The organism is Chryseobacterium sp. MYb7, assembly GCF_002979455.1.
Classification (GTDB): Bacteria; Bacteroidota; Bacteroidia; order Flavobacteriales; family Weeksellaceae; genus Chryseobacterium.
Map to the genome: position 1 here is coordinate 211,121 of NZ_PCOU01000004.1, position 19,824 is coordinate 230,944.

The 19,824-nt window shown below is 36.4% G+C and carries 21 protein-coding genes; 12 read left to right on the plus strand and 9 right to left on the minus strand.

What is annotated here, in order from left to right; genetic code table 11:
- The 6 genes from CQ046_RS05555 to CQ046_RS05580 all read left to right on the plus strand — a co-directional run bounded on the left by CQ046_RS05555 (nucleotide 1) and on the right by CQ046_RS05580 (nucleotide 4,612).
- Nucleotides 1–348, plus strand: a complete 348-nt coding sequence (locus CQ046_RS05555; protein WP_228406883.1) for a hypothetical protein — start codon at nucleotides 1–3, stop codon at nucleotides 346–348.
- A 10-nt stretch (nucleotides 349–358) separates the two neighbouring features.
- Complete coding sequence (locus CQ046_RS05560) at nucleotides 359–904, plus strand: YceI family protein (protein WP_105701318.1); 546 nt, start codon at nucleotides 359–361, stop codon at nucleotides 902–904.
- Nucleotides 901–1,425, plus strand: coding sequence for an ankyrin repeat domain-containing protein (locus CQ046_RS05565; RefSeq protein WP_105701298.1), 525 nt, complete (start codon nucleotides 901–903; stop codon nucleotides 1,423–1,425). Before CQ046_RS05560 ends, CQ046_RS05565 begins: the two co-directional genes overlap by 4 nt.
- 4 nt (nucleotides 1,426–1,429) lie before the next feature.
- Nucleotides 1,430–2,209: a T9SS type A sorting domain-containing protein gene (locus CQ046_RS05570; protein ID WP_105701299.1), complete on the plus strand. Its 780-nt coding sequence runs from the start codon at nucleotides 1,430–1,432 to the stop codon at nucleotides 2,207–2,209.
- Between the two features lie 165 nt (nucleotides 2,210–2,374).
- Nucleotides 2,375–3,220 (plus strand): GNAT family N-acetyltransferase, encoded by an 846-nt coding sequence (locus CQ046_RS05575; RefSeq protein ID WP_105701300.1) that lies wholly within the window; start codon nucleotides 2,375–2,377, stop codon nucleotides 3,218–3,220.
- Nucleotides 3,221–3,328: 108 nt separating this feature from the next.
- Nucleotides 3,329–4,612 (plus strand): ectonucleotide pyrophosphatase/phosphodiesterase, encoded by a 1,284-nt coding sequence (locus CQ046_RS05580; RefSeq protein ID WP_105701301.1) that lies wholly within the window; start codon nucleotides 3,329–3,331, stop codon nucleotides 4,610–4,612.
- A 274-nt stretch (nucleotides 4,613–4,886) separates the two neighbouring features.
- Here the strand turns inward: CQ046_RS05580 and CQ046_RS05585 are convergent, their stop codons facing one another.
- Entirely contained in the window at nucleotides 4,887–5,765 is an 879-nt protein-coding gene (locus tag CQ046_RS05585; RefSeq protein ID WP_105701302.1) for an NAD(P)H-binding protein, read from the minus strand.
- An 81-nt stretch (nucleotides 5,766–5,846) separates the two neighbouring features.
- Here CQ046_RS05585 and CQ046_RS05590 point away from each other — a divergent pair, with 81 nt between their 5' ends.
- Complete coding sequence (locus tag CQ046_RS05590) at nucleotides 5,847–6,275, plus strand: winged helix-turn-helix transcriptional regulator (protein WP_105701303.1); 429 nt, start codon at nucleotides 5,847–5,849, stop codon at nucleotides 6,273–6,275.
- A 54-nt stretch (nucleotides 6,276–6,329) separates the two neighbouring features.
- Here CQ046_RS05590 and CQ046_RS05595 read toward each other — a convergent pair whose 3' ends face one another.
- Entirely contained in the window at nucleotides 6,330–7,382 is a 1,053-nt protein-coding gene (locus tag CQ046_RS05595) for an NAD(P)-dependent alcohol dehydrogenase (RefSeq protein WP_105701304.1), read from the minus strand.
- A 24-nt stretch (nucleotides 7,383–7,406) separates the two neighbouring features.
- Nucleotides 7,407–7,811: a cupin domain-containing protein gene (locus CQ046_RS05600; RefSeq protein ID WP_105701305.1), complete on the minus strand. Its 405-nt coding sequence runs from the start codon at nucleotides 7,809–7,811 to the stop codon at nucleotides 7,407–7,409.
- 131 nt (nucleotides 7,812–7,942) lie between these two features.
- Between CQ046_RS05600 and CQ046_RS05605 the strand changes: the two genes are divergently transcribed.
- From CQ046_RS05605 to CQ046_RS23510, 3 genes are all read left to right on the plus strand, one after another.
- Nucleotides 7,943–8,845, plus strand: coding sequence for a helix-turn-helix domain-containing protein (locus CQ046_RS05605; protein WP_105701306.1), 903 nt, complete (start codon nucleotides 7,943–7,945; stop codon nucleotides 8,843–8,845).
- A 131-nt stretch (nucleotides 8,846–8,976) separates the two neighbouring features.
- Entirely contained in the window at nucleotides 8,977–10,317 is a 1,341-nt protein-coding gene (locus CQ046_RS05610) for a carboxylesterase family protein (protein WP_105701307.1), read from the plus strand.
- Nucleotides 10,318–10,532: 215 nt separating this feature from the next.
- Nucleotides 10,533–10,700 carry a hypothetical protein gene (locus tag CQ046_RS23510; protein ID WP_165790471.1) on the plus strand — a complete coding sequence of 56 codons (168 nt, stop codon included), beginning with the start codon at nucleotides 10,533–10,535 and terminating at the stop codon, nucleotides 10,698–10,700.
- A 74-nt stretch (nucleotides 10,701–10,774) separates the two neighbouring features.
- Here the strand turns inward: CQ046_RS23510 and CQ046_RS05615 are convergent, their stop codons facing one another.
- From CQ046_RS05615 to lpxK, 6 genes are all read right to left on the minus strand, one after another.
- Nucleotides 10,775–12,247: an alpha-amylase gene (locus tag CQ046_RS05615; RefSeq protein WP_105701319.1), complete on the minus strand. Its 1,473-nt coding sequence runs from the start codon at nucleotides 12,245–12,247 to the stop codon at nucleotides 10,775–10,777.
- Nucleotides 12,248–12,291: 44 nt separating this feature from the next.
- Complete coding sequence (gene dinB / locus CQ046_RS05620; RefSeq protein ID WP_105701308.1) at nucleotides 12,292–13,389, minus strand: DNA polymerase IV; 1,098 nt, start codon at nucleotides 13,387–13,389, stop codon at nucleotides 12,292–12,294.
- 203 nt (nucleotides 13,390–13,592) lie between these two features.
- Nucleotides 13,593–14,048 carry a GNAT family N-acetyltransferase gene (locus tag CQ046_RS05625; RefSeq protein ID WP_105701309.1) on the minus strand — a complete coding sequence of 152 codons (456 nt, stop codon included), beginning with the start codon at nucleotides 14,046–14,048 and terminating at the stop codon, nucleotides 13,593–13,595.
- A gap of 84 nt (nucleotides 14,049–14,132) precedes the next feature.
- The gene (locus CQ046_RS05630; protein WP_105701310.1) at nucleotides 14,133–14,648 is read right to left on the minus strand and encodes a TlpA family protein disulfide reductase; all 516 of its coding nucleotides are present in this window, start codon (nucleotides 14,646–14,648) and stop codon (nucleotides 14,133–14,135) included.
- A 191-nt stretch (nucleotides 14,649–14,839) separates the two neighbouring features.
- Complete coding sequence (locus tag CQ046_RS05635) at nucleotides 14,840–15,655, minus strand: purine-nucleoside phosphorylase (protein ID WP_105701311.1); 816 nt, start codon at nucleotides 15,653–15,655, stop codon at nucleotides 14,840–14,842.
- Nucleotides 15,639–16,664: a tetraacyldisaccharide 4'-kinase gene (gene lpxK, locus CQ046_RS05640; RefSeq protein WP_105701312.1), complete on the minus strand. Its 1,026-nt coding sequence runs from the start codon at nucleotides 16,662–16,664 to the stop codon at nucleotides 15,639–15,641. The genes CQ046_RS05635 and lpxK overlap by 17 nt, the downstream gene beginning before the upstream one ends.
- Before the next feature lie 88 nt (nucleotides 16,665–16,752).
- Between lpxK and truA the strand changes: the two genes are divergently transcribed.
- Nucleotides 16,753–17,505, plus strand: a complete 753-nt coding sequence (truA, locus tag CQ046_RS05645) for a tRNA pseudouridine(38-40) synthase TruA (RefSeq protein WP_228406884.1) — start codon at nucleotides 16,753–16,755, stop codon at nucleotides 17,503–17,505.
- A gap of 458 nt (nucleotides 17,506–17,963) precedes the next feature.
- Nucleotides 17,964–19,721: an ABC transporter ATP-binding protein gene (locus CQ046_RS05650; protein WP_105701314.1), complete on the plus strand. Its 1,758-nt coding sequence runs from the start codon at nucleotides 17,964–17,966 to the stop codon at nucleotides 19,719–19,721.
- The last annotated feature ends 103 nt before the right edge of the window (nucleotides 19,722–19,824 follow it).

The following is a 19,824-nucleotide window of genomic DNA, read 5'->3' on the forward strand; positions in this document are numbered from 1 at the left end:
ATGAAAAAGCACACATCCTTATTGATATTGTCATCAGCAATCATACTGATGGCTTGTGACAGCAGAACTTATGAAGAGATTTCTGATAATACAGCCATCACTACACCTGTAAAATATACAGCAGATGTAAAACCAATTGTAGATAACAGCTGTATAGGCTGCCATTCAGCAGGAAGTTTTAAACCTTTGGCTACCTATGATCAGGTAAAAAATAATATAGACGGAATTCTGGACCGTATTCAAAGACCTAATGGTGATCCCGGGAAAATGCCACAAGGAGGATCTTTGTCTGCAGCTCAGATCAATATTTTCATCAAATGGAAAGCTGACGGATTAAATGAAAATTAAAAAAAATGATATGAAAAAATTAGCATTATTAAGCGTATTACTTCTTTCTGCGGGGTACGTTTCAGCACAAAAATACAGTTCTAAAACAGGGGAAGTAACTTTTGAAGCTTCGGTTCCTCTGTTTGATGATATTTTTGCTCAGGATGATAACAATATTGTTATTCTCAATGCAGACAACGGTGAAATGGCTTCGGTTTCAACCGTTAAAAACTTTCATTTTAAAACAAAATTAATGGAAGAGCATTTCAATGAAAGCTATGCAGAATCTGCAAAATACCCAAAAACAACCTTCAAAGGAAAGATCGTGAACTTTGATAAAACAAAGCTTACCGCAAGCCCTCAGAAGTATACCGTTCAGGGAACTCTAAACTTTCATGGGGTAGATAAAGCCGTTGCCTCTTCTGCTACTTTATATGCAAAAGACGGTAAGATCTATATGCAGGGTGGTTTTGTAGCCAGACCTGTAGATTATAAAGTGACTATTCCTAAAATGGTTACCAAGAAAGTGGCAGAAAATGTCAACATCGAATATAATTACATCATGGTAAAGCAATGAGACCTATAATCTTAGTATTAGGACTATTCCTGAGCTCATTGATATCTGCTCAAGATAAGACAAAATCAATATTTGATATTGCCAGAAGCGGAACTGTAGCTGAAGTACAGACACTGATGAAACAAAATCCTGATATCATTAATCAGACTAACGAGAATGGATTTTCACCGCTGATTTTGGCTTGCTACAGAGGAAATACTCCGGTTGCAGAATTTTTAATTACCCACGTTAAAAATATGAATTATGCAAGTGAAGAAGGAACAGCTTTAACAGCTTCTGTTTTTAAAGGAGATAGAAATCTCACTAAGAAATTATTAGAGAACAATGCTGATCCAAATGTGCCCAACAGCAGCGGTGTAACTCCACTGATATATGCTGTTCAGTCCCAAAACAAAGAAATGGTTGAGTTGTTGCTAAAGAATAAAGCCAATAAAACATTATCAGATAAACAGGGGAAAACTGTTTTTGAGTATGCCCTGTCTTCTAAAAATCAAGATATTATTAACCTACTAAAAAACTGACCATATGAAATTAAAAACTACATTATTATTGATTGGACTTTTTGCTTTTTTGCAAGTAAAAAGTCAGTATTCGACAGGTACTGTGCCTCTCTTTTCTACACCGGGAGGAGCAGATTTGGCTTATTCAGTTAAGATAGACCTTACCCCTTCTTTAGTTACTCTTACCCTTATCGGTCCTTCTTCAGGATGGTTAGGAATGGCATTCAATACAACGAATATGGATGATATAGGGAAAGATGTTGTCATTTTTGATGGTACCAACTTAAGTGACAGAACATTTAATGGGCAGGGAATTGTTCCGCCGTTGGACGCGACTCAAAACTGGACTGTAACATCCAATACAGTGGCAGGTAGCGTTCGTACTGTAATTGCTACAAGAGCTTTAAACACTGGGGATGCTAATGATTATGTCTTTACTGTTCCGCCTACAAGCCCTTTAAACATTACTTATGGACGCAGGCTGTCAAATTTTACAATTGCTTATCATGGCTCTAACAGCTGCGGTACTACAGCCCTTAATTTTGGTACATTAGGAACTAATGAAACAGTTCTGGAAAGTAAAAAAATGAATCTTTATCCCAATCCGGCTAAAGAAACAGTGAGCTTTAAAAATGCAGATAAAATAAAATCGATTGATATTTATGAATCTGCCGGAAGAAAAGTAAGATCTGTAAAAGTTGAAGGAGAAAATATCAGTGTCAGAGATTTAAAATCGGGTACTTATTATTTTGAAATCACTTTGAAAGATGGAACTGTGTCTTATGAAAAGCTGATTAAAGAATAATTTTTTTAAACCTTAAATATTTAGCAATGAGACCTCTGATTTTTCAGAGGTCTCATTTTTTCTTAAAGCCCCAATTTCAGGGAGATTGCTTTAAAATTCATATATTTGTGTATATCCCATTACTTAACAAAAGGCAGTTTCCTGACCTTATAATTTTTATAACCAATGGAATTTAAAACTTTAGCGAATATCACAATCGATGAGCTTTTATTCGTGTTTAATTATTCATTCTCTGATTATGTTGTTCCTTTTTCCTTAACGAAAGAGGTTCTTGTTTCAAAAATTGCAGAACAAAAATTAGATATGAATTTATCGGTCGGAGCATTTGAAGAGGGGAGATTAGTTGGATTTATTCTTCAGGCTGAAAAAGTTGAAAATGATGAAAAGATTATCTACAACGGAGGTACTGGAGTTGTGCCGGAAAGCAGAGGTAAGGGATTGGTAAGAAAAATGTATGATTTTATCATTCCTGTTTTAAAAGAAAGAAATCTCAATACGTTACTTCTTGAGGTAATTGAGGGCAATCAGCCAGCCATCAGGGCTTATGAAAATTTAGGATTTGCAATTGTCCGAAGGCTGCTTTGCTTTAAAGGAAATATTAAAAAAAGAAAAGGAAATTCTGAGATATCCATAAAAGACTTGAAAACTTTTCAGTGGGATTTACTATGTTCTTTTTGGGATATTGAACCTTCCTGGCAGGGTGCTGTTTTCGTATTGGAACCTATGCCGGAAAACTATATTACTTTAGGAGCTTATAAAGGTGAAAATCTGGTTGGATATATCATTTACGGCACTGCTTCAAGAAAAATATATCAGATTGCGGTTGATAAAAATTATAGAAATCAGGGAGTTGGAACAACACTTTTCAATGCTATTCTGGAAAGCAATGGGGGAGAAACTGTAATATTGAACAATGTAGATGATTCCTCAGAAGAGATCAGTAAATTTCTTAGTGAAAAAATAGGACTGAATAATTGGCTTTCACAATTTGAAATGAAAAGACCTATTTAACAAATTGTAATTTTGATTCAAAAAAATAAGAGGTTTTAATATACTTTTAATCTCTTAAACTTTTCAGGGAAATGTCTAGGATGTAACTTTGCCGAAAATTTTAAAATAATGAAGCGAGGAATCCATTTTTTACTGCTGCTAATTTCTTTTACGGCTTTTGCACAACAGGCCAATATTGATACTGCCCAGGTCGTTATACCAGGAAGACAAAACAGTACGGAAGCACAGTCAAAACCTTATTTGATCATGATATCAACGGATGGTTTCCGTTATGATTACGCCCAGAAATATAATGCTGAGAATCTTTTAAAACTGGCTAATGGCGGTGTAAAAGCTGAAGCAATGATTCCAAGTTATCCAAGTATAACTTTCCCCAACCACTGGAGCCTAATCACCGGGCTTTACCCTTCTCATCATGGTTTGATTGATAATTTTTTCTATGATTACAAGAGAAAGGAAAACTACGCAATGAGCAGCAAAAAAAATGCTGAGGACGGAAGCTGGTATGGAGGAACTCCACTTTGGGGACTTGCTGAAAAACAGGGAATGGTATCAGCCTCTTTAATGTGGGTAGGATCTGCAAGTGATGCAGGAGGAATGAGACCCACTTATTATTATCCTTATCACGAAAAATTTACCCCTTCTGAAAAAGTAGAAAAAGTAGTCAATTGGCTGAAACTGCCTGAAGATAAAAGACCACACTTCATTTCATTATATTTTCCGGAAGTAGATGGAAGCGGGCACCATTTTGGTCCTGATGCTAAAGAAACTGAAACTGCTGTTCACCTGATAGATCAGGCAATTGGCGATCTTGTTCAAAAAGTAAATGATTTAGGATTAAAAAATGTCAACTTTGTTTTTGTTTCAGATCATGGTATGATCAAAGTAGACGGAGGTACCCCTTTGGAAATTCCGGCTCTTCTTTTTGATAAGGATAGATTTGATTTTTACAATTCTCAGACTTTACTGAGAGTTTACGTTAAAAACCAAGATGAAGTAAAAGCAGTTTATAAACAACTAAAAGCTAATAAAACAGATGATTACGAAGTATATCTTGATAAAAAACTTCCTAGATATCTGCACTTTGCAACAAGAGATGACCAGTATAACAGGATAGGACAGATTCTTCTGATCCCCAAAGCTCCAAAAATATTTCTTGAAAAAGGTAAAAAATCATCAGTTGGAAAACATGGTTACAATCCTAAAATAGTTCCTGAAATGAAAGCTACTTTCTTTGCATGGGGGCCGGAATTCAAAAATAATCTGGTGATCTCTGAATTTGCCAACATTAATGTTTATCCTTTGGCTGCTGAGGTTTTAGGATTAAAAATAGATCAGCCTATTGATGGAAAACTGAAAGTCTTAAAAGAAACTCTGAAAGAGAAAAAATAATCTTAAAGATTAAGATATAATAGTTAAAATAGTTTCGGCGCACCTTTGGTGCGCCGAAACTATTTTTAGGAATTGACTTAGGAATTGAAAGCGTTAAAAAAATAAGTTTTGTGAACGTTAAGAAAATTCTACTGTTTGAAGCGCGGGAATTAAATTCTATAATAAATTAATAGTGAATCCGCGCGAGTTTAGAATTTTTAGAGAACAAAAATTATTTTTAGCATTTTAATTCCAGTCTTGAACTTTTGTTTCTTTTGTTTCAAGACAAAAGAAATTAGAATCTAGAAGAAAACTCCTTTGCAAAATCTTCTAGCTTAACATTTCCTGTAACTGGAGAACCGTGATCAATAAAATCTTTCTGTACAACACCGGTTCTTATTCCTCTACCCATTTCAACATACAGTTTAGCCATATCTTCCGGCAGTCCGGCTTGAAGCATTCCGTTTAAAGAATCTTCATCGGAGAATTCTACCCATGGAAGTTCAGGTTTATTAACAGAAGTTCCCAGAACCTTCGCAAAATCAGAACCTTTTCTTACGTCACTTACAACGTATCTGATGTTATTGGTATTTCCATCTTTTACCAGTTCCTCAGCGGCTGCTTTTGCAATATCGTTGGGATGTACTACTGGTACTTCAATATCTGCAGGATAATTGGCTCCAATGATCCCAGCATTTTGAATTAAAGGAATGTCATTGAAAAAATTATTGTAAAAATATCCGGCTCTTAAAAAAGTAAAAGAAGTGTTTTCTACTTCATTGTATATTTTTTCAATATTATGAAGACCTGCGATAGGACCGTTTTCTACAGGAGATTCAGCGCCCACACTGCTTAGCATTACGGCTCTTTTTACATTGGCATTTTTTAAAGCGTCTGCATAATTTTTTCCAGCATTGGTTGTATTTTCCACAATCTTATCCGGACTGATTGCTGGAGGAGTCATGACAAAAACGGCATCCGCTCCTTCAAATGTTTGTGTTAAAAAATCAACATCTGTAATAGATCCTATGGCTGGTGTTGCTCCCAGAGATTCAATATCCTGTTTTCTGGTATCGCTGCTGCTTACTACGGTAATATTGTGCCCATCAGCAATTAACTGTTGAGCTAACGGTTTAGCTACATTTCCTAGTGATCCTGTGATTATAATTTTCATAATAAATATTTTTTTATTTCTGGGAACAAAGTTATATTTGTACTTACTTTTATACAAGTACTTACCCTAAAGTATGTAGATATGACAGCCATTAAAGAAAGTTCAACCATTCAGGAGAATAAAAAGACAGTACAGGATTGTCCTGTAATGTATGTTATGGAAAGAATTGGCGGATTTTGGAAACCTATTATCCTGTTTAATCTTTCCACAGGAGAAAAAAGATACAGCGAATTGAAAAAAGCAATTCCTGCCGTAACAGAAAAAATGCTCATTCAGCATTTGAAACAGCTTGAAACAGACGGATTAATTATCAGAACTGCAAAACCTATAATCCCTCCTCATGTGACGTATAAACTGAGTGAAGCCGGTAATGAGCTGGCTCCCGTTATTGATGCCATGGCAGCTTGGGCTTTTCAGGATATGGAAAGAAATGATATAAAATGTACTGAAGGAAACAGATACATCACGAATCAGGATCAGAATGCTTTTAGCCAAAACCTGAAAAAATAAAAACAGGCTCTTCAATCCGAAGAGCCTGTTTTTGTTACTATTCTTATAGAAGAATTATAAAGACTGCATGTCGATAACAAAACGGTATCTTACATCACTTTTCAGCATTCTTTCATACGCTTCGTTGATTTCCTGCATTTTGATCATTTCAATTTCTGAAACAATATTGTGCTCTCCACAGAAATCCAGTAATTCCTGAGTTTCAGCAATACCACCGATTACAGAACCTGCTACTGACTTTCTTCCCAAAATCATAGGAACTGTATTTAGAATAGGCTCTAACCCTCCCAGGTATCCTACCAAAACATGAGTTCCATTGATATTTAAAGTAGTCACATACGGATTGATGTCATGTACATAAGGAACCGTATCAATAATCACATCGAATTTCCCTTTTACAGAATCCATTTGTGCTTCATCAGTAGAAATAACAACATGATCAGCACCCAATTGTTTTGCATCTTCAGTTTTTCCCGGAGTTCTTGAGAATAAAGTAACTTCAGCTCCCAGTCCTTTTGCTAATTTAATAGCCATGTGACCAAGACCTCCCAATCCTACAACAGCTACTTTAGAACCAGGACCTACATTCCAGTGTTTTAAAGGAGACCATGTGGTAATACCTGCACAAAGTAGTGGTGCTACGGCTGCCAGATCAAGATTTTCAGGTACTTTTAAAACATGGTGAGAATCCACAACTACTTTTTGAGAATATCCTCCAAAAGTATGACCTCCCAAATGTTTGTCTTTTCCATTGTATGTTCCGGTGAACCCGTTCAGACAGTATTGTTCAAGATCATGCTTGCAGCTGTCACAGTGTCCACAAGAATCTACAATACATCCTACACCAGCAAGATCACCAACTTTAAATTTGGAAACTTCGCTTCCTACCTTTGTAATTCTTCCTACAATTTCATGCCCCGGAACTGCAGGATACAAAGATCCGCCCCAGTCGTTTCTTGCTGTATGAAGATCAGAATGGCATACCCCGCAGTATAGAATTTCAATCTCTACATCTTTTGAGGTTACTTCTCTTCTTACAATATTCATTTCTTTCAGGTCTGCTGTGGTAGACTCTGCACCATAAGCTTTTACTGTAATTGTACTCATTTTTTATATTTAGTTTATTTAGGTTTATAAATTATGATATTCTTCATCTGTTACAGGCTCCAGCCATTCTACAATCCCGTTTTGGGTATTGGGATTAATGGCAATATGGGTAAACTCACTATCCGGAGCTGCTCCATGCCAGTGGATAATATCAGGGGGAATAGTAACAACATCTCCCGGGTTTAAAATCTGAGCAGGTTTTCCTTTTTCCTGATAATAGCCTGTTCCTGAAGTTACGATTAAAATCTGTCCGCCTCCATGAGAATGCCAGTTATTTCTGCACCCAGGTTCAAAAATTACATTTCCGATCTGGCAGTTCAGGTTATCTTCATTGGGTTTCAGAATATGAACCCACGCTGTTCCTCCAGAAAAATAATCCGGAGAAGCTTTTTCCCCTTTCGGGAAAATGTTGATATTAAAGGTTTCCATAACGATACAAAAGTCGAAACTTTCACTTAAACAAAACTTATACAGATTACCGAATTACTTACCAATTTTACAGACATCATTTCAGTTACAAATGAAAGTGGTAATTTTGAATAGCAATAAAAATATACTTCATGGAAAATCAGGAGGTTGAAATCTATAATACGGTCTCGGAATACAATAAAATGGCGAATCATGAAACCCTGCATCCGTTGGTAAGTATCATTGATTTTTCCAAATCCGATCCTATTTGTCAGTATAGAAGAAAATTTGGGTTTTATACCGTTTTTCTGAAAGACGTAATGTGTGGTGATATGCAATATGGAAAACACAGCTATGATTATCAGGAAGGAACATTAGTATTTATTGCTCCCGACCAGACGTATGGAATTTATAACAAAGACAAATCTGTTCAGCCAGCAGGTTTTGCTTTAATTTTTCATCCGGATTTAATCAAAGGGACCAACTTAGGGAAGAATATCAAAGATTATTCATTTTTCTCTTATGACGTACATGAAGCGCTTCATCTCTCAGAAAAAGAAAGAGAAGTGGTGCTGGATTGCTTTAAAAATATTAAACTGGAACTGGAACAGGCTATTGATAAACACAGCAAATCTTTAATTGTTAATAATATTGAGCTGTTCCTGAATTATTGTATGCGTTTTTATGACCGCCAGTTCATTACAAGAGATCATATCAATCAGGGAGTCATCGGGAAATTTGAAAATCTGGTAGATGATTATTTGAAATCTGAAAATCCAAAGAATATAGGTTTTCCAATGGTCAATTACTTCGCAGAAAAACTGAATCTTTCCGCCAATTATTTCGGAGATCTTATCAAAAAAGAACTGGGAATTTCCGCACAGGAATTTATCCACAATAAGCTTATAGATATTGCCAAAGAACAAATTCTTGATCAGGCAAAAACAATCAGTGAAATTTCTTATGATTTAGGCTTTAAATATCCACAACATTTTACAAGACTGTTTAAAACGAAAGTAGGTGTTTCTCCGAGTGAGTATAAAATCCTGAACTAGTTTTTAAACACTAATAGCACTAATTTTTTCTCAAATGGCACTATGATAATTCGTGGATATTTGTGCAATTATTTGTGAGATTTGTGTTTAAATAATTAAATTTAAGAAGAAAAGTTTTCACACTTGTAAAGATGACACCAAATCAGCAGAACACCACAATTTTCGAAACCCGTTTCGGGAAAATTTTAGCATTAAAAGAGAACGGAATTATCAGAGCTAAAAGTATTCGTTATGCCCATTCTGAAAGATTTAAAAAACCTGTTGCGGTAGATGCTTCCTTATCTTCAATGATTATTCCTCCGGAAAGAACACCGGTCTGCCCGCAGGCTTTAAGTCCGCTGGTGGAAAAAATGATCGGAGCGACACCTGTTGAAAGCTTCGAGGCTGATGAAGCGACACAATATCTTTCCATAACCCGTCCGGAAATTATAGCTGAAAATGAAAAACTCCCTGTTGTAGTCTGGATTCACGGAGGTTCTCATGAAATAGGCTGTGGAGATCTTGCTACTGCTGATCCTGCCGAATGGGTAAAAGAACAACATATTATTGTGGTTACTGTTTCATATCGTTTAGGGCTCTTTGGTTTTTTAGGTGGAGATGAAAACAGACCTGCTAATCTGGGATTGTTGGATATGATTGAAGCATTGAAGTGGATAAAAACCAATATTGCAGATTTTGGAGGTGATGAAAATAATATTACCCTTTTGGGGCAGTCTTCAGGTGGTGATGCCATTGCCCATTTAATGATATCAGAAGGTATAGACGGATTATTTCAACGTTTGATTATTCAGAGTGCTCCTTTGGGATTACGCCATAAAAGACAGAAAATGTCTGTAGAATTTCTAAGAAAAACAGAAGTGCTGAAAGATGAAACCGATGTTTTAAAAATGATGGATGAATATGGAAAATTTTTACCGTCTGTGATAAAGTATGGTTTGAAAGCCGCAATGCCTTTTGGAACTCAATACGGATATTATCCTTTATGCAAAGAAGAAGAGTCGGTGGACATGTGGAAAAAAAATGCTCAGAAATACGATGTGCTGATAGGTTTAAATAATGATGAAACTGCATTTTATCTTAAAACTTCAGAGGCTTTAAATAAATATTTCGGAAAAGGATTTGGCTTAAAACTTATGGATAAAGCTGTTGAAAAAACCACTGCACTTATCTATGGGAATCCGGCAAGACAGTTGGCCCAAAATCTGGCTGAAGCTGGTGGAAATGTTTATCTCTTCAAAATTCATTCGAAATTGAAAGATAATCCTATTGGAGCGCCGCATTGCATTGATCTTCCTTTGATCTTTGGGAATGAATCAGCCTGGAAATCTTCCGAACTGTTGAAAAATATTCCCTGGAGCCGTATTCATGAGAATGGTAAAAAGCAGAGGGCTCTATGGGCTGAATTTGCCCGCACCGGAAAAATATCTGATACCTCCGAAAGACCGGAAATCCTTGAGCTGCGAAAGATGTAGCTTCATATCTTAACAAATTTTCCAACTGAAGACGTAACCATTCCCCTCCTCTGGAGGAGTGGTAAAAATTCAAAGAATTTTTGAGGGAGTGGTTCATCATTTATCTTTAATAATGAAAATTATATATACTAAATCAAATAGTTAGTGTTAAATATTCATTCATAATTGTTATTTTTAACGTATATTTAATAGCTAAACCATAAAAAATAGTAATTATGAAAACACACAAAGAAATCAAAGTAAAAAAATTAAACCGTCAGGAATTAAAAAGTTTAAAAGCAGGAGATCTAAATTGGGGTAAGGTATGCTGTACTTCCAATGAAGAAGGTCAATGCTGTGAATGGGCTATAGATGTTTGGAATTGCAGATACATTTACTGCTAAATTAAAACCTGCTAATAAAATGATGACCCATGTCAAGGTTTTAAACCTTGACATGGGTTTCTGGTAAATTAATATCACTCAGGAACCCAAACACTCACATTTCCTGCCGGAGCAGGGAAATCTCCCCATCCGTTTTCATCAATGGTTACTTTCTCTTTGAATCGTTTCAACATATCTTTAAATTTTTTCCCGGAATAAATCGTTCCCACTTCCATAGGCTTATTGTAAGAATCTTTATTACTCAGAACAACAGCACATCCAGTATGTTCCTCATCTCCTGTACGTACCCATCCAAGACAATTGGCATCCTCAAAATAATCATGCTGGTCACCATAGGCATGGTCTTTCCTTGCTTTTAATAACTCTTCAATACCATCTACTTTAGGCATAAATATTTCCTGATCATTGCCTTCTCTGTCTTTATCCACATAATGGGCCCCATAAAGATCTGGGTAAAATACACATGGATAACCATCTTTTCTCAATAAAATAAGAGCATAGGCAATAGGTTTGAACCATGGTTCTACCGGAGCTTCAAGATCCTGCAAAGGCTGCGTATCATGATTGGCTACCAAACTTACAGAATGTATAGGATCTGCCTGGGTAAGAGTTTCGTCAAAAATTCTTCGAAGATCGTAAGAACCTCCTTCTCTGGAGGCTGTATGAAAATTATTCTGCAATGAGCTGTCAAAAAGACTCATGCATCCTTCCGTCACTTCAATATATTTTTGAAGAAGATGAAGATATCCAGGAGCCCAGTATTCCCCAACAGCGAAAATATCTTTTCCGGAATTGGAACGGAGCAGCATAAGCCATTCTTTATAAAAATCAAAAGAAATATGTTTTAAAGCATCCAGTCTCACCCCATCAAAATCGGTCTGGTCAAAATACCATTTAGCCCAGGTGTTGAGCTCTTCCCGCACAAAAGGATTCCGGTGCTCAATGTCATTATACATGAGGTAATCGTAATTGCCTTTCTCATCATCAATCATTTCTTCCCAGTCGTTTCCGTATTCTGACTGTATTTTAAAGATATGGGAATCCATACCTTCGGCGTAATCCACACCGCTGAAACAGGTGAAGTTCCATTCAAAATCAGAATATTGTTTTCCTCTTCCGGGAAAGGTGAATTTCGTGTAAGATTCTATTTCGATAACATCGGAAATCACTTTTTCCCTGTTCTCTTCATCTACTTTTACGACTTTAAATTTTTCCAGTTCGTCACCGCCGGCTTTATGCCCCAGAACAATGTCTACAATGACTTGTATATTGTGTTTTTTTAGGGCTTTAATGGCTTTTGTATAATCGTTTTTAGTGCCGTATTTGGTAGGAAGGGTGCCTTTTTGATCAAACTCTCCCAGATCATAAAGATCGTAGGCGTCATATCCGATAGAATAACCTCCATTTGTCCCTTTATAGGCAGGAGGAAACCATACAGAAGTAATTCCAAGTTTTGCTAAGTATTCGGCCTGTTTTTCGGTTTCTTTCCACAATTTTCCGTCGCCTTCAGAATACCAATGGAAAAACTGAATCATGGTTGGGTTCATAAATTTGCTGATTTGGTTCATACAAGGTAGCGAAAAAATATGACCTATTCATTTTCGAATTCTTCAAACGGGATTTTTAGTTGAACTGAAACCTGCTTTTTTTCTTCCGTATTCAGTTGGGAGAGAGATAATCCGAGCAGACGTACCGCTTTATCAAAAGGACGGAGTTCCCAAAGTTTTTTTCCGGTGCTGAAATATTGTTCCGGGGATGAGAAATAATCTTCCCTTGTTATACTTCTTGTGAAAAGAGAGAAATCTTTATATTTTATCTTTAAAGTTAAAGTTCTTCCGAGAATATTATTTTTCTGTAATCTTTGATGAATTTCCTCAGCAAGGCTTTCCAGCTTTTCATTGATCTGCTGTTCATCCAGAAGATCTTCAAAAAAAGTTCTTTCCACCGCCACACTTTTCTGAATCCGATGAGGTTTTACTTCTGAAGTATGAATCCCGCGCACCACATTGTAATAATGCTGGCCGGATTTTCCAAAAAGCCTTACAAGATCTTCAAGTGATCTCTTTTTTAAATCTTTTCCTTTATAAATTCCTAAACTAAACATTTTGTTAGCCGTCACTTTTCCAACCCCATAAAATTTTTCCACAGGTAATTCTTCCAGAAAATGCTCCATTTTATCAGGATGAATGGTTTTCTGGCCGTTCGGTTTATTAATATCGGAAGCTACTTTGGCTAAAAATTTATTGACGGAAATACCTGCAGAAGCTGTTAATCCGGTCTGTTCAAATATTTTTTGACGGATCTCTTTAGCGATCAGGTTGGCAGATTCCATTCCTTTTTTATTTTCAGTGACATCCAGATAAGCTTCATCCAGAGACAAAGGTTCTACCAGATCTGTATATTCATAGAAAATTTCCCGGATCTTTTTGGAGATTTCTTTATACCGGGCAAACCGGGGAGGAACAAAAATAAGATGCGGACATTTTTCCTTGGCTGTTTTACTAGGCATTGCAGAACGCACACCATATTTTCGGGCTTCATAACTTGCAGCGGCCACTACACCGCGGTGTTGTCCTCCTACGGCGATGGGTTTGCCTTTAAGTGTTGGATTATCATGCTGCTCCACAGAAGCATAGAATGCATCCATATCCACATGAATAATTTTACGAAGAGGCAGAGAAAAATCCATATACAAAGATATGGATTCCTTTATTGACGGTAAATTTTTTATATGATAGAAGTTTGAAGCTGGAGGCTGGAGGTTGGAAGTTAATGATGATGATATGGAAATTTAAGACCTATTTACTGAAATTTAAATAAAAAAATTATAGATTACTCCTAGGGCAAAAATTACTTCCATCTCCCATCCTCCATCTTCCATCCTCCAGCCTTCTACGACTTCAGTCTCATGTTGAGAATATGGGGTTCAAAACCTGCTTTTTCATAAGCTTTTATAGCGGATTCATTTTGAGCATATACTTCCAGTCTTATTTCACTGATTTCTCTTGACTTTGACCACGAAATAAGTACATCAGTAATCACTTTATTGATTCCTTTTCCTCTGTGTTCAGGCTTTACGTACATAAATCCCAGATAAGCATATTCTTTAAACTGATAGTAATTCTTCTCGGCTTTTTTAATCAGAGCATATCCTGATGCAATGATTTCATTATTTTCTTCGGCAACAATGACGGTGGCTTCCGAAGATTGTATCAGAGACTTTAAATCATAATAATGAATCTCTCCTTCAATCAATGTACTGTTGAAAGGTCTTTCGGCAGTTACAACTCCCTGTTCAAATTCTAAAAGGATTTCTAAATCCTGTTCTGTGGCTTCTCTTGTGATCATGGTGTTATGGGTATAAAATTTTAAAACTCACTGAAAGTTTTGATTTTCAATGAGTTTTTTATGTTTTTTCGGATTAAATAATAATTATTTTAAAAGCTTGTCTATGGTTTGTTGAATTTCAGGGTCTTCAGGAGATATTGCATAATATTTTGCAATGGAAGACTTCTGATCAATCACCATATATCTTGGAATCCAGTTTAGATCTATATAATTATTGAAATCGTTTTTCCAGCCTGTAGAAAACCAATAGTTTTCTTTGTTTTTCATATCAAATCTTTCCAGGCTTTTTTCAAATCCTTCTTTTGAACGGTCTAACGACAGAAATACAAAATCAATATTCTTATTCTTCTCTTCTAATTCTTTAGCTTTTGGAAGTGCATTTAAACAATCTCTACACCATCCGGCCCAGAAATCAATCACTAAAACTTTTCCTTTATGCTGAGCAAGAATCTGTTTGATGGTAACGGTTTTTCCATCTTCATCCTCCAGTTTCTGCTGTAAAGCTTCTTTTGAAAATCCTGTTTTAAGGACGGCAGGGACTTTTTGTGAATAGCTTATTCCAAAAATACCCATCATAAAAATTACTATCAACTTTTTCATCTCGTACAATTTCATGCCTACAAATCTAAACAATGAATTGGAATCTGAGATTGATTTCTTTGCAATTAGTAAAAATTTATAATATTGATGGATTCTATGGGGTAAACCACCCCGTCAAAAATTCTCTGAATTTTCGCCATCCCTCCGGAGGAGGGGAATGTTACGTCTTCAGTTGTAATATTGGACTATTTTTACTGATAGTTTTTAATCAATCCTTTGACAACCGCAATTACATTGGGCATTGCTTTGTTGGCTGCATTCAAAACTTCTTCGTGAGAAACGGCAAAAGCTACATCCGGCCCGCCAAGATCTGTGATGACAGAAATACAGAAAACATCCATTTCCATATGTCTGGCAACAATGACTTCAGGAACGGTGCTCATTCCTACCATATCACCGCCAATAGCTTTAATCATTCCATATTCGGCTGGAGTTTCAAAAGTTGGTCCCTGAAGGGCAACATAAACTCCCTGATGGATTTTTATTTGGTGATCTGCAGCTGCCTGTTCCGCAGTGGCAATCATTTTTTTGTTGTAAGGTTCACTCATATCCACGAATCGTGGTCCAAGCTCATCCATATTTTTTCCACGTAAAGGATGCTCAGGCATCATATTGATATGGTCTTTCAGAATGACGATATCTGCAACGCTGTAAGCTGGGTTTACGCCACCACAGGCATTGGAAAGAATAAGGTTTTGGATTCCCAGCAAATGAAAAACTCTTATCGGGAAAGTAACCGTTTCCATAGAATGTCCTTCATAATAATGGAAACGTCCGCTCATCATCAGTACTTTTTTGCCTTCCAGAATTCCGTAAATCAGTTTTCCGGTATGTCCGGCAACAGTAGTCTGTGGAAAATGGGGAATGTCTTTGTACTCTAAAACATGGATCGGTTCTACTTCATTTTGTAATTTCCCCAGCCCGGATCCTAAAACAACTGCAAAATCAGGAGTTTCCTGAATAATATTTTTAATAAAATCTGCAGTCTCTTTAATTTTTTCTAACATAATCTAAGATGATTTGATTGAATTCTTCTTTCTTATCAATAAGTACATTGATAGGCCAGTAGTAAACAATTTCTCTAAGATAGTCAAAAGTTTTCAGACGTACATAGTCTTTCTCTGTGGTTAATATCAGTTTATATTCTCCTAATTTTTTATACTCGGCAAGGATTTTTTTAATATCATCATCCGTAAAATTATGATGATCTCTGAATTTTAAATGCTTTACTCTTTTTGAAAATTTTGCCAGATGTTCCAGAAGCGGTTTAGGATTTGCAATTCCGGTGATCAGTAAAATATCATAATAATTCAGGTTGTTATCCGGAAGCATTTTATCTTTTCCGTATACATTTTCGTCATAGCCGATGGATGAAAAGAATACTTTCTGTCCATAAGCAGGTCGTATTCTTGAGATATAATACCTTTTTGTTTCTTCAGTAAGTTCATCAGGACATTTACTGACCATGATGATATTGGCTCTTTTATATCCCGCTCTTGATTCTCTCAGATCTCCGGCAGGAAGAAGATAATCCTTGAAAAATGGGTCGTTAAAATCGGTCATCAGAATATTGAATCCAGCTTTGATCGCTCTGTGCTGCATGGCATCATCCAATACCAGAACTTCAAGATCCATATCCTCAATTACTTTTTTGGCTCCGGGAACGCGTTCTTCGGAAACGGCAATGACAAAACGGTTTTTAAAACGCTCAAAAAGCTGCATGGCTTCATCGCCCACCATTTTGTAGTTGCTTTCGTAATTCGTTACTTCATAGCCTTTGGTAAGCCTTCCGTAGCCACGTGAAAGCACACCTGTTCGGTAATGTTTGGATAAGAACTGGGCAAGGTACATCACCATAGGTGACTTCCCGCTACCGCCCACAGAAAGGTTTCCGACATTGATTATCGGTGTTTTGAATTTTGTCGACTTAAAAGCTCCCAGATCATACATCGTGTTCCGGATACCCGTTACCAAATGATAACCAAGGGAAAAAGGATATAGGTACCATCTTTTCATACGATTGCAAAAATAGGAATTTTCATACGCATTTAGTGTAATATTCTCAAAGACTTTTCAACAAATATTTCGTGAAATTAAAGTATTTTTGTGGAGTTATTATAATACATTGAGATACTTTATTGAATTTTCTTACAACGGAAAGAATTATTTCGGCTATCAGATACAGCCGGATGCCATTTCTGTACAGGAAGAACTGGAAAAAGCGCTGTCTACTATTTTGCGCGAAGAGATTAAAACTACAGGTGCCGGAAGAACAGATACAGGAGTTCACGCTAAAAAAATATTTGCCCATTTTGATACGGAAAAAGAATTGGATGATCAGCTTACACGCAGACTGAATAGCTTTCTTCCTCCTGATATTTCCATAAAAAGAATTTTTCCGGTAAAAGAAGATTTCCATGCCCGTTTTGATGCTACTTTCAGAACTTACGAATATTATATCTCATTGGAAAAAAATCCGTTTACCCAGGAATCTGCATGGCAGCACTGGAAAAGAGGTTTGGATATCAATGCGATGAATGAAGCCTGTAAGATTCTTTTTGAATATGAAGATTTCACCAGTTTTGCCAAATTAAAAACCGATAACAAAACCAATATCTGTAAAATGTACAAAGCAGAATGGGAACAGAACGGATCGGAATTGAAATTTACCGTTTCAGCGAACCGCTTTCTCAGAAATATGGTTCGGGCTATTGTCGGAACGATGGTAGAAATTGGAACCGGAAAACTGAAACCTGAAGATCTTCGTAAAGTGATTGAAGATAAAAACCGGAATGCTGCGGGAACTTCAGCACCGGGACACGGATTGTATCTGGTGGATGTAGGCTACGAATTTTAATACTAAAAAATAAGATGCTGTTACTTCTTTAGCAGCAGTAAGAAAATCATTTGGTTACAAACATATTTAAAACAAACCTCCTGAGTCCTTGGGAGGTTTGTTTTAAATATACATGAGACTTCCGGAGAACTCAGGACGTTACAGACAACTCTGTTTTAAACCAACGGAGGACCTGGGAAGTTTGTTTCACTATTGTTGTAAACCTCCGAAGCTGTCGGGTAGGTTTCATACAATGATGTTTTAATTAATGCAATCATATCTTTTCCATATTTAATAAGGGATAAATATGGATTAATAATCAAACAATCAGTTTATCAACAGGTTGATACTATTCATTCTGTAAATAACAGGTATCTGAAATTTTCTATGACGATTTGCAAAAGTTGTAAAGGCAGTCCGGTTATAATATCTTATTTTTGCATAGAATTTTATTTTAATTCTTTCTTTCGATTCGTACAATGAAAAAACAAGATACCTGGGGAATTATAAAAAGGCTGTTCTTTATCGGAATGAAATTTCGTTCTTGGTTCATCCTTACTCTTATTATTTCCATATTCCTTTCCATCGTTTCTACTTACAGGCCTTATCTTACCATGCAGGTGGTGGATAATGACATTACAAAGCTGCATGATAAAGCTTTGATGATGAAACACATCTACCTGCTTGTAGGATTGGTGTTTGCTGAAACCGTTTTAAACTTTTTCCTGGTTTATTTCTCAAATTTCATTTCGCAGAATGTGATCAGGGATATCAGAGAGCGTTTGTACGCCAAACTGATTTATTTCAAGACTTCATTTTTTGATAAAACGCCCATCGGACAGCTGGTAACGCGTGCTGTAGGGGATGTAGAGACCATTGCAACGGTATATACAGATGGTTTCCTGATGGTATTCGGGGATATTCTGAGAATTCTGTTTGTACTGATCATGATGTTCAGTACCAATGTTCACCTGAGTTATATTACACTGGCGATTTTACCTTTAATGGTTGTTATCACAAGATTCTTCCAGAAAAGGCTGAAAAAAGCTTTTGGGGATGAAAGAAACTGGACGGCCAATCAAAACTCATTTGTTCAGGAGAGACTGGCGGGAATGTCGATTATTCAGGTATTCAACAGGCAGGAATCTGAGTTTAAGAAATTTGATGATATCAATATTACCCTGAAAGGAGCATTGCTGAGAACTGTATTTATTTTCTCGCTGTTCTTTCCTGTAGTGGAACTTATTTCTTCATTATTTATAGGATTTATTCTTTTCTATGGAGGATATATCACGATCAGTGCCGGAGTGGTAATTGCATTTATCCAGTATATTTCAATGCTGATCCGTCCTTTGAGACAAATTGCAGACCGTTTCAACAATATCCAGCGAGGAATTGTAGGAGCAGAAAGGGTATTGGGATTAATGGACGAAGAAAACTCCATGCCGAATAACGGAACAGTGAAAAAAGATCATTTTGCAGGGAAAATTGAATTCCAGAAAGTACATTTTGCTTACGATGAAAAGCAGGAAGTTCTGAAAGGAATTGATTTCAAAGTAAATCCGGGCGAAACAGTTGCGATTGTAGGAGCTACAGGTGCCGGAAAATCTACGATTATCAGTTTGATTACAAGACTGTATGATATCAATTCCGGAAATATTCTGATTGATGATGTGGATTTAAAAGATTACGAATTATATAATCTGAGAAGTCATATCGGAGTGGTATTGCAGGATGTTTTCCTTTTCCACGGAAGTATTTTTGAAAACCTTGCCTTTGGAGATGACAGCATCACATTGGATAAAATAAAAGCGGGAGCCAGAGAAATTGAAGTTGATGATTTCATCCAGCAGCTTCCTGGCGGATATGATTATGTGGTGAGCGAAAGAGGATCGTCCATCTCTTTAGGTCAGAGACAATTACTGTCTTTCTTGAGAGCCTATTTATCGGATCCGAAAATTTTAATTCTGGATGAAGCTACGTCTTCCATTGACCATGAAAGTGAGAAGCTGATCCAGAGAGCAACAGAAAAAATTACTAAAAACAGAACATCTATTATTATTGCTCACAGACTTTCTACGATTGAAAAAGCTGATAAGATTATTGTCATGGAACACGGTAAAATAGTAGAAGAAGGGAAGCATGTTGATCTTTTGGATAAGAACGGGTACTATGCCACTCTTTATAAAGCACAGCTTCGCCATGAAGTAGAAATGGAAGAGGAAAAAGAATCATAATCCATAAGGAATGATAATAAACAAAAGAGTCCGTCTCACAACCAGTGAGGCGGATTTTTTTTGTATTTATTCGTTTTTCTTTTGCAGTTTTTTCCAGTTTGAA

What these genes read in the sequence shown, in the direction of transcription:
- CQ046_RS05555 (WP_228406883.1), top strand. Translation starts at nt 1, where the DNA reads ATGAAAAAGCACACATCCTTATTGATATTGTCATCAGCAATCATACTG.
- CQ046_RS23510 (WP_165790471.1), top strand. Translation starts at nt 10,533, where the DNA reads ATGAAAACACACAAAGAAATCAAAGTAAAAAAATTAAACCGTCAGGAA.
- CQ046_RS05650 (WP_105701314.1), top strand. Translation starts at nt 17,964, where the DNA reads ATGAAAAAACAAGATACCTGGGGAATTATAAAAAGGCTGTTCTTTATC.
- dinB (WP_105701308.1), bottom strand. Translation starts at nt 13,389, where the DNA reads ATGGATTTTTCTCTGCCTCTTCGTAAAATTATTCATGTGGATATGGAT.
- CQ046_RS05600 (WP_105701305.1), bottom strand. Translation starts at nt 7,811, where the DNA reads ATGGAAACCTTTAATATCAACATTTTCCCGAAAGGGGAAAAAGCTTCT.
- CQ046_RS05630 (WP_105701310.1), bottom strand. Translation starts at nt 14,648, where the DNA reads ATGAAAAAGTTGATAGTAATTTTTATGATGGGTATTTTTGGAATAAGC.
- CQ046_RS05610 (WP_105701307.1), top strand. Translation starts at nt 8,977, where the DNA reads ATGACACCAAATCAGCAGAACACCACAATTTTCGAAACCCGTTTCGGG.
- CQ046_RS05590 (WP_105701303.1), top strand. Translation starts at nt 5,847, where the DNA reads ATGACAGCCATTAAAGAAAGTTCAACCATTCAGGAGAATAAAAAGACA.
- CQ046_RS05635 (WP_105701311.1), bottom strand. Translation starts at nt 15,655, where the DNA reads ATGTTAGAAAAAATTAAAGAGACTGCAGATTTTATTAAAAATATTATT.
- CQ046_RS05615 (WP_105701319.1), bottom strand. Translation starts at nt 12,247, where the DNA reads ATGAACCCAACCATGATTCAGTTTTTCCATTGGTATTCTGAAGGCGAC.
- CQ046_RS05580 (WP_105701301.1), top strand. Translation starts at nt 3,329, where the DNA reads ATGAAGCGAGGAATCCATTTTTTACTGCTGCTAATTTCTTTTACGGCT.
- lpxK (WP_105701312.1), bottom strand. Translation starts at nt 16,664, where the DNA reads ATGAAAAGATGGTACCTATATCCTTTTTCCCTTGGTTATCATTTGGTA.
- CQ046_RS05575 (WP_105701300.1), top strand. Translation starts at nt 2,375, where the DNA reads ATGGAATTTAAAACTTTAGCGAATATCACAATCGATGAGCTTTTATTC.
- CQ046_RS05565 (WP_105701298.1), top strand. Translation starts at nt 901, where the DNA reads ATGAGACCTATAATCTTAGTATTAGGACTATTCCTGAGCTCATTGATA.
- CQ046_RS05595 (WP_105701304.1), bottom strand. Translation starts at nt 7,382, where the DNA reads ATGAGTACAATTACAGTAAAAGCTTATGGTGCAGAGTCTACCACAGCA.
- CQ046_RS05605 (WP_105701306.1), top strand. Translation starts at nt 7,943, where the DNA reads ATGGAAAATCAGGAGGTTGAAATCTATAATACGGTCTCGGAATACAAT.
- CQ046_RS05570 (WP_105701299.1), top strand. Translation starts at nt 1,430, where the DNA reads ATGAAATTAAAAACTACATTATTATTGATTGGACTTTTTGCTTTTTTG.
- CQ046_RS05585 (WP_105701302.1), bottom strand. Translation starts at nt 5,765, where the DNA reads ATGAAAATTATAATCACAGGATCACTAGGAAATGTAGCTAAACCGTTA.
- CQ046_RS05560 (WP_105701318.1), top strand. Translation starts at nt 359, where the DNA reads ATGAAAAAATTAGCATTATTAAGCGTATTACTTCTTTCTGCGGGGTAC.
- CQ046_RS05625 (WP_105701309.1), bottom strand. Translation starts at nt 14,048, where the DNA reads ATGATCACAAGAGAAGCCACAGAACAGGATTTAGAAATCCTTTTAGAA.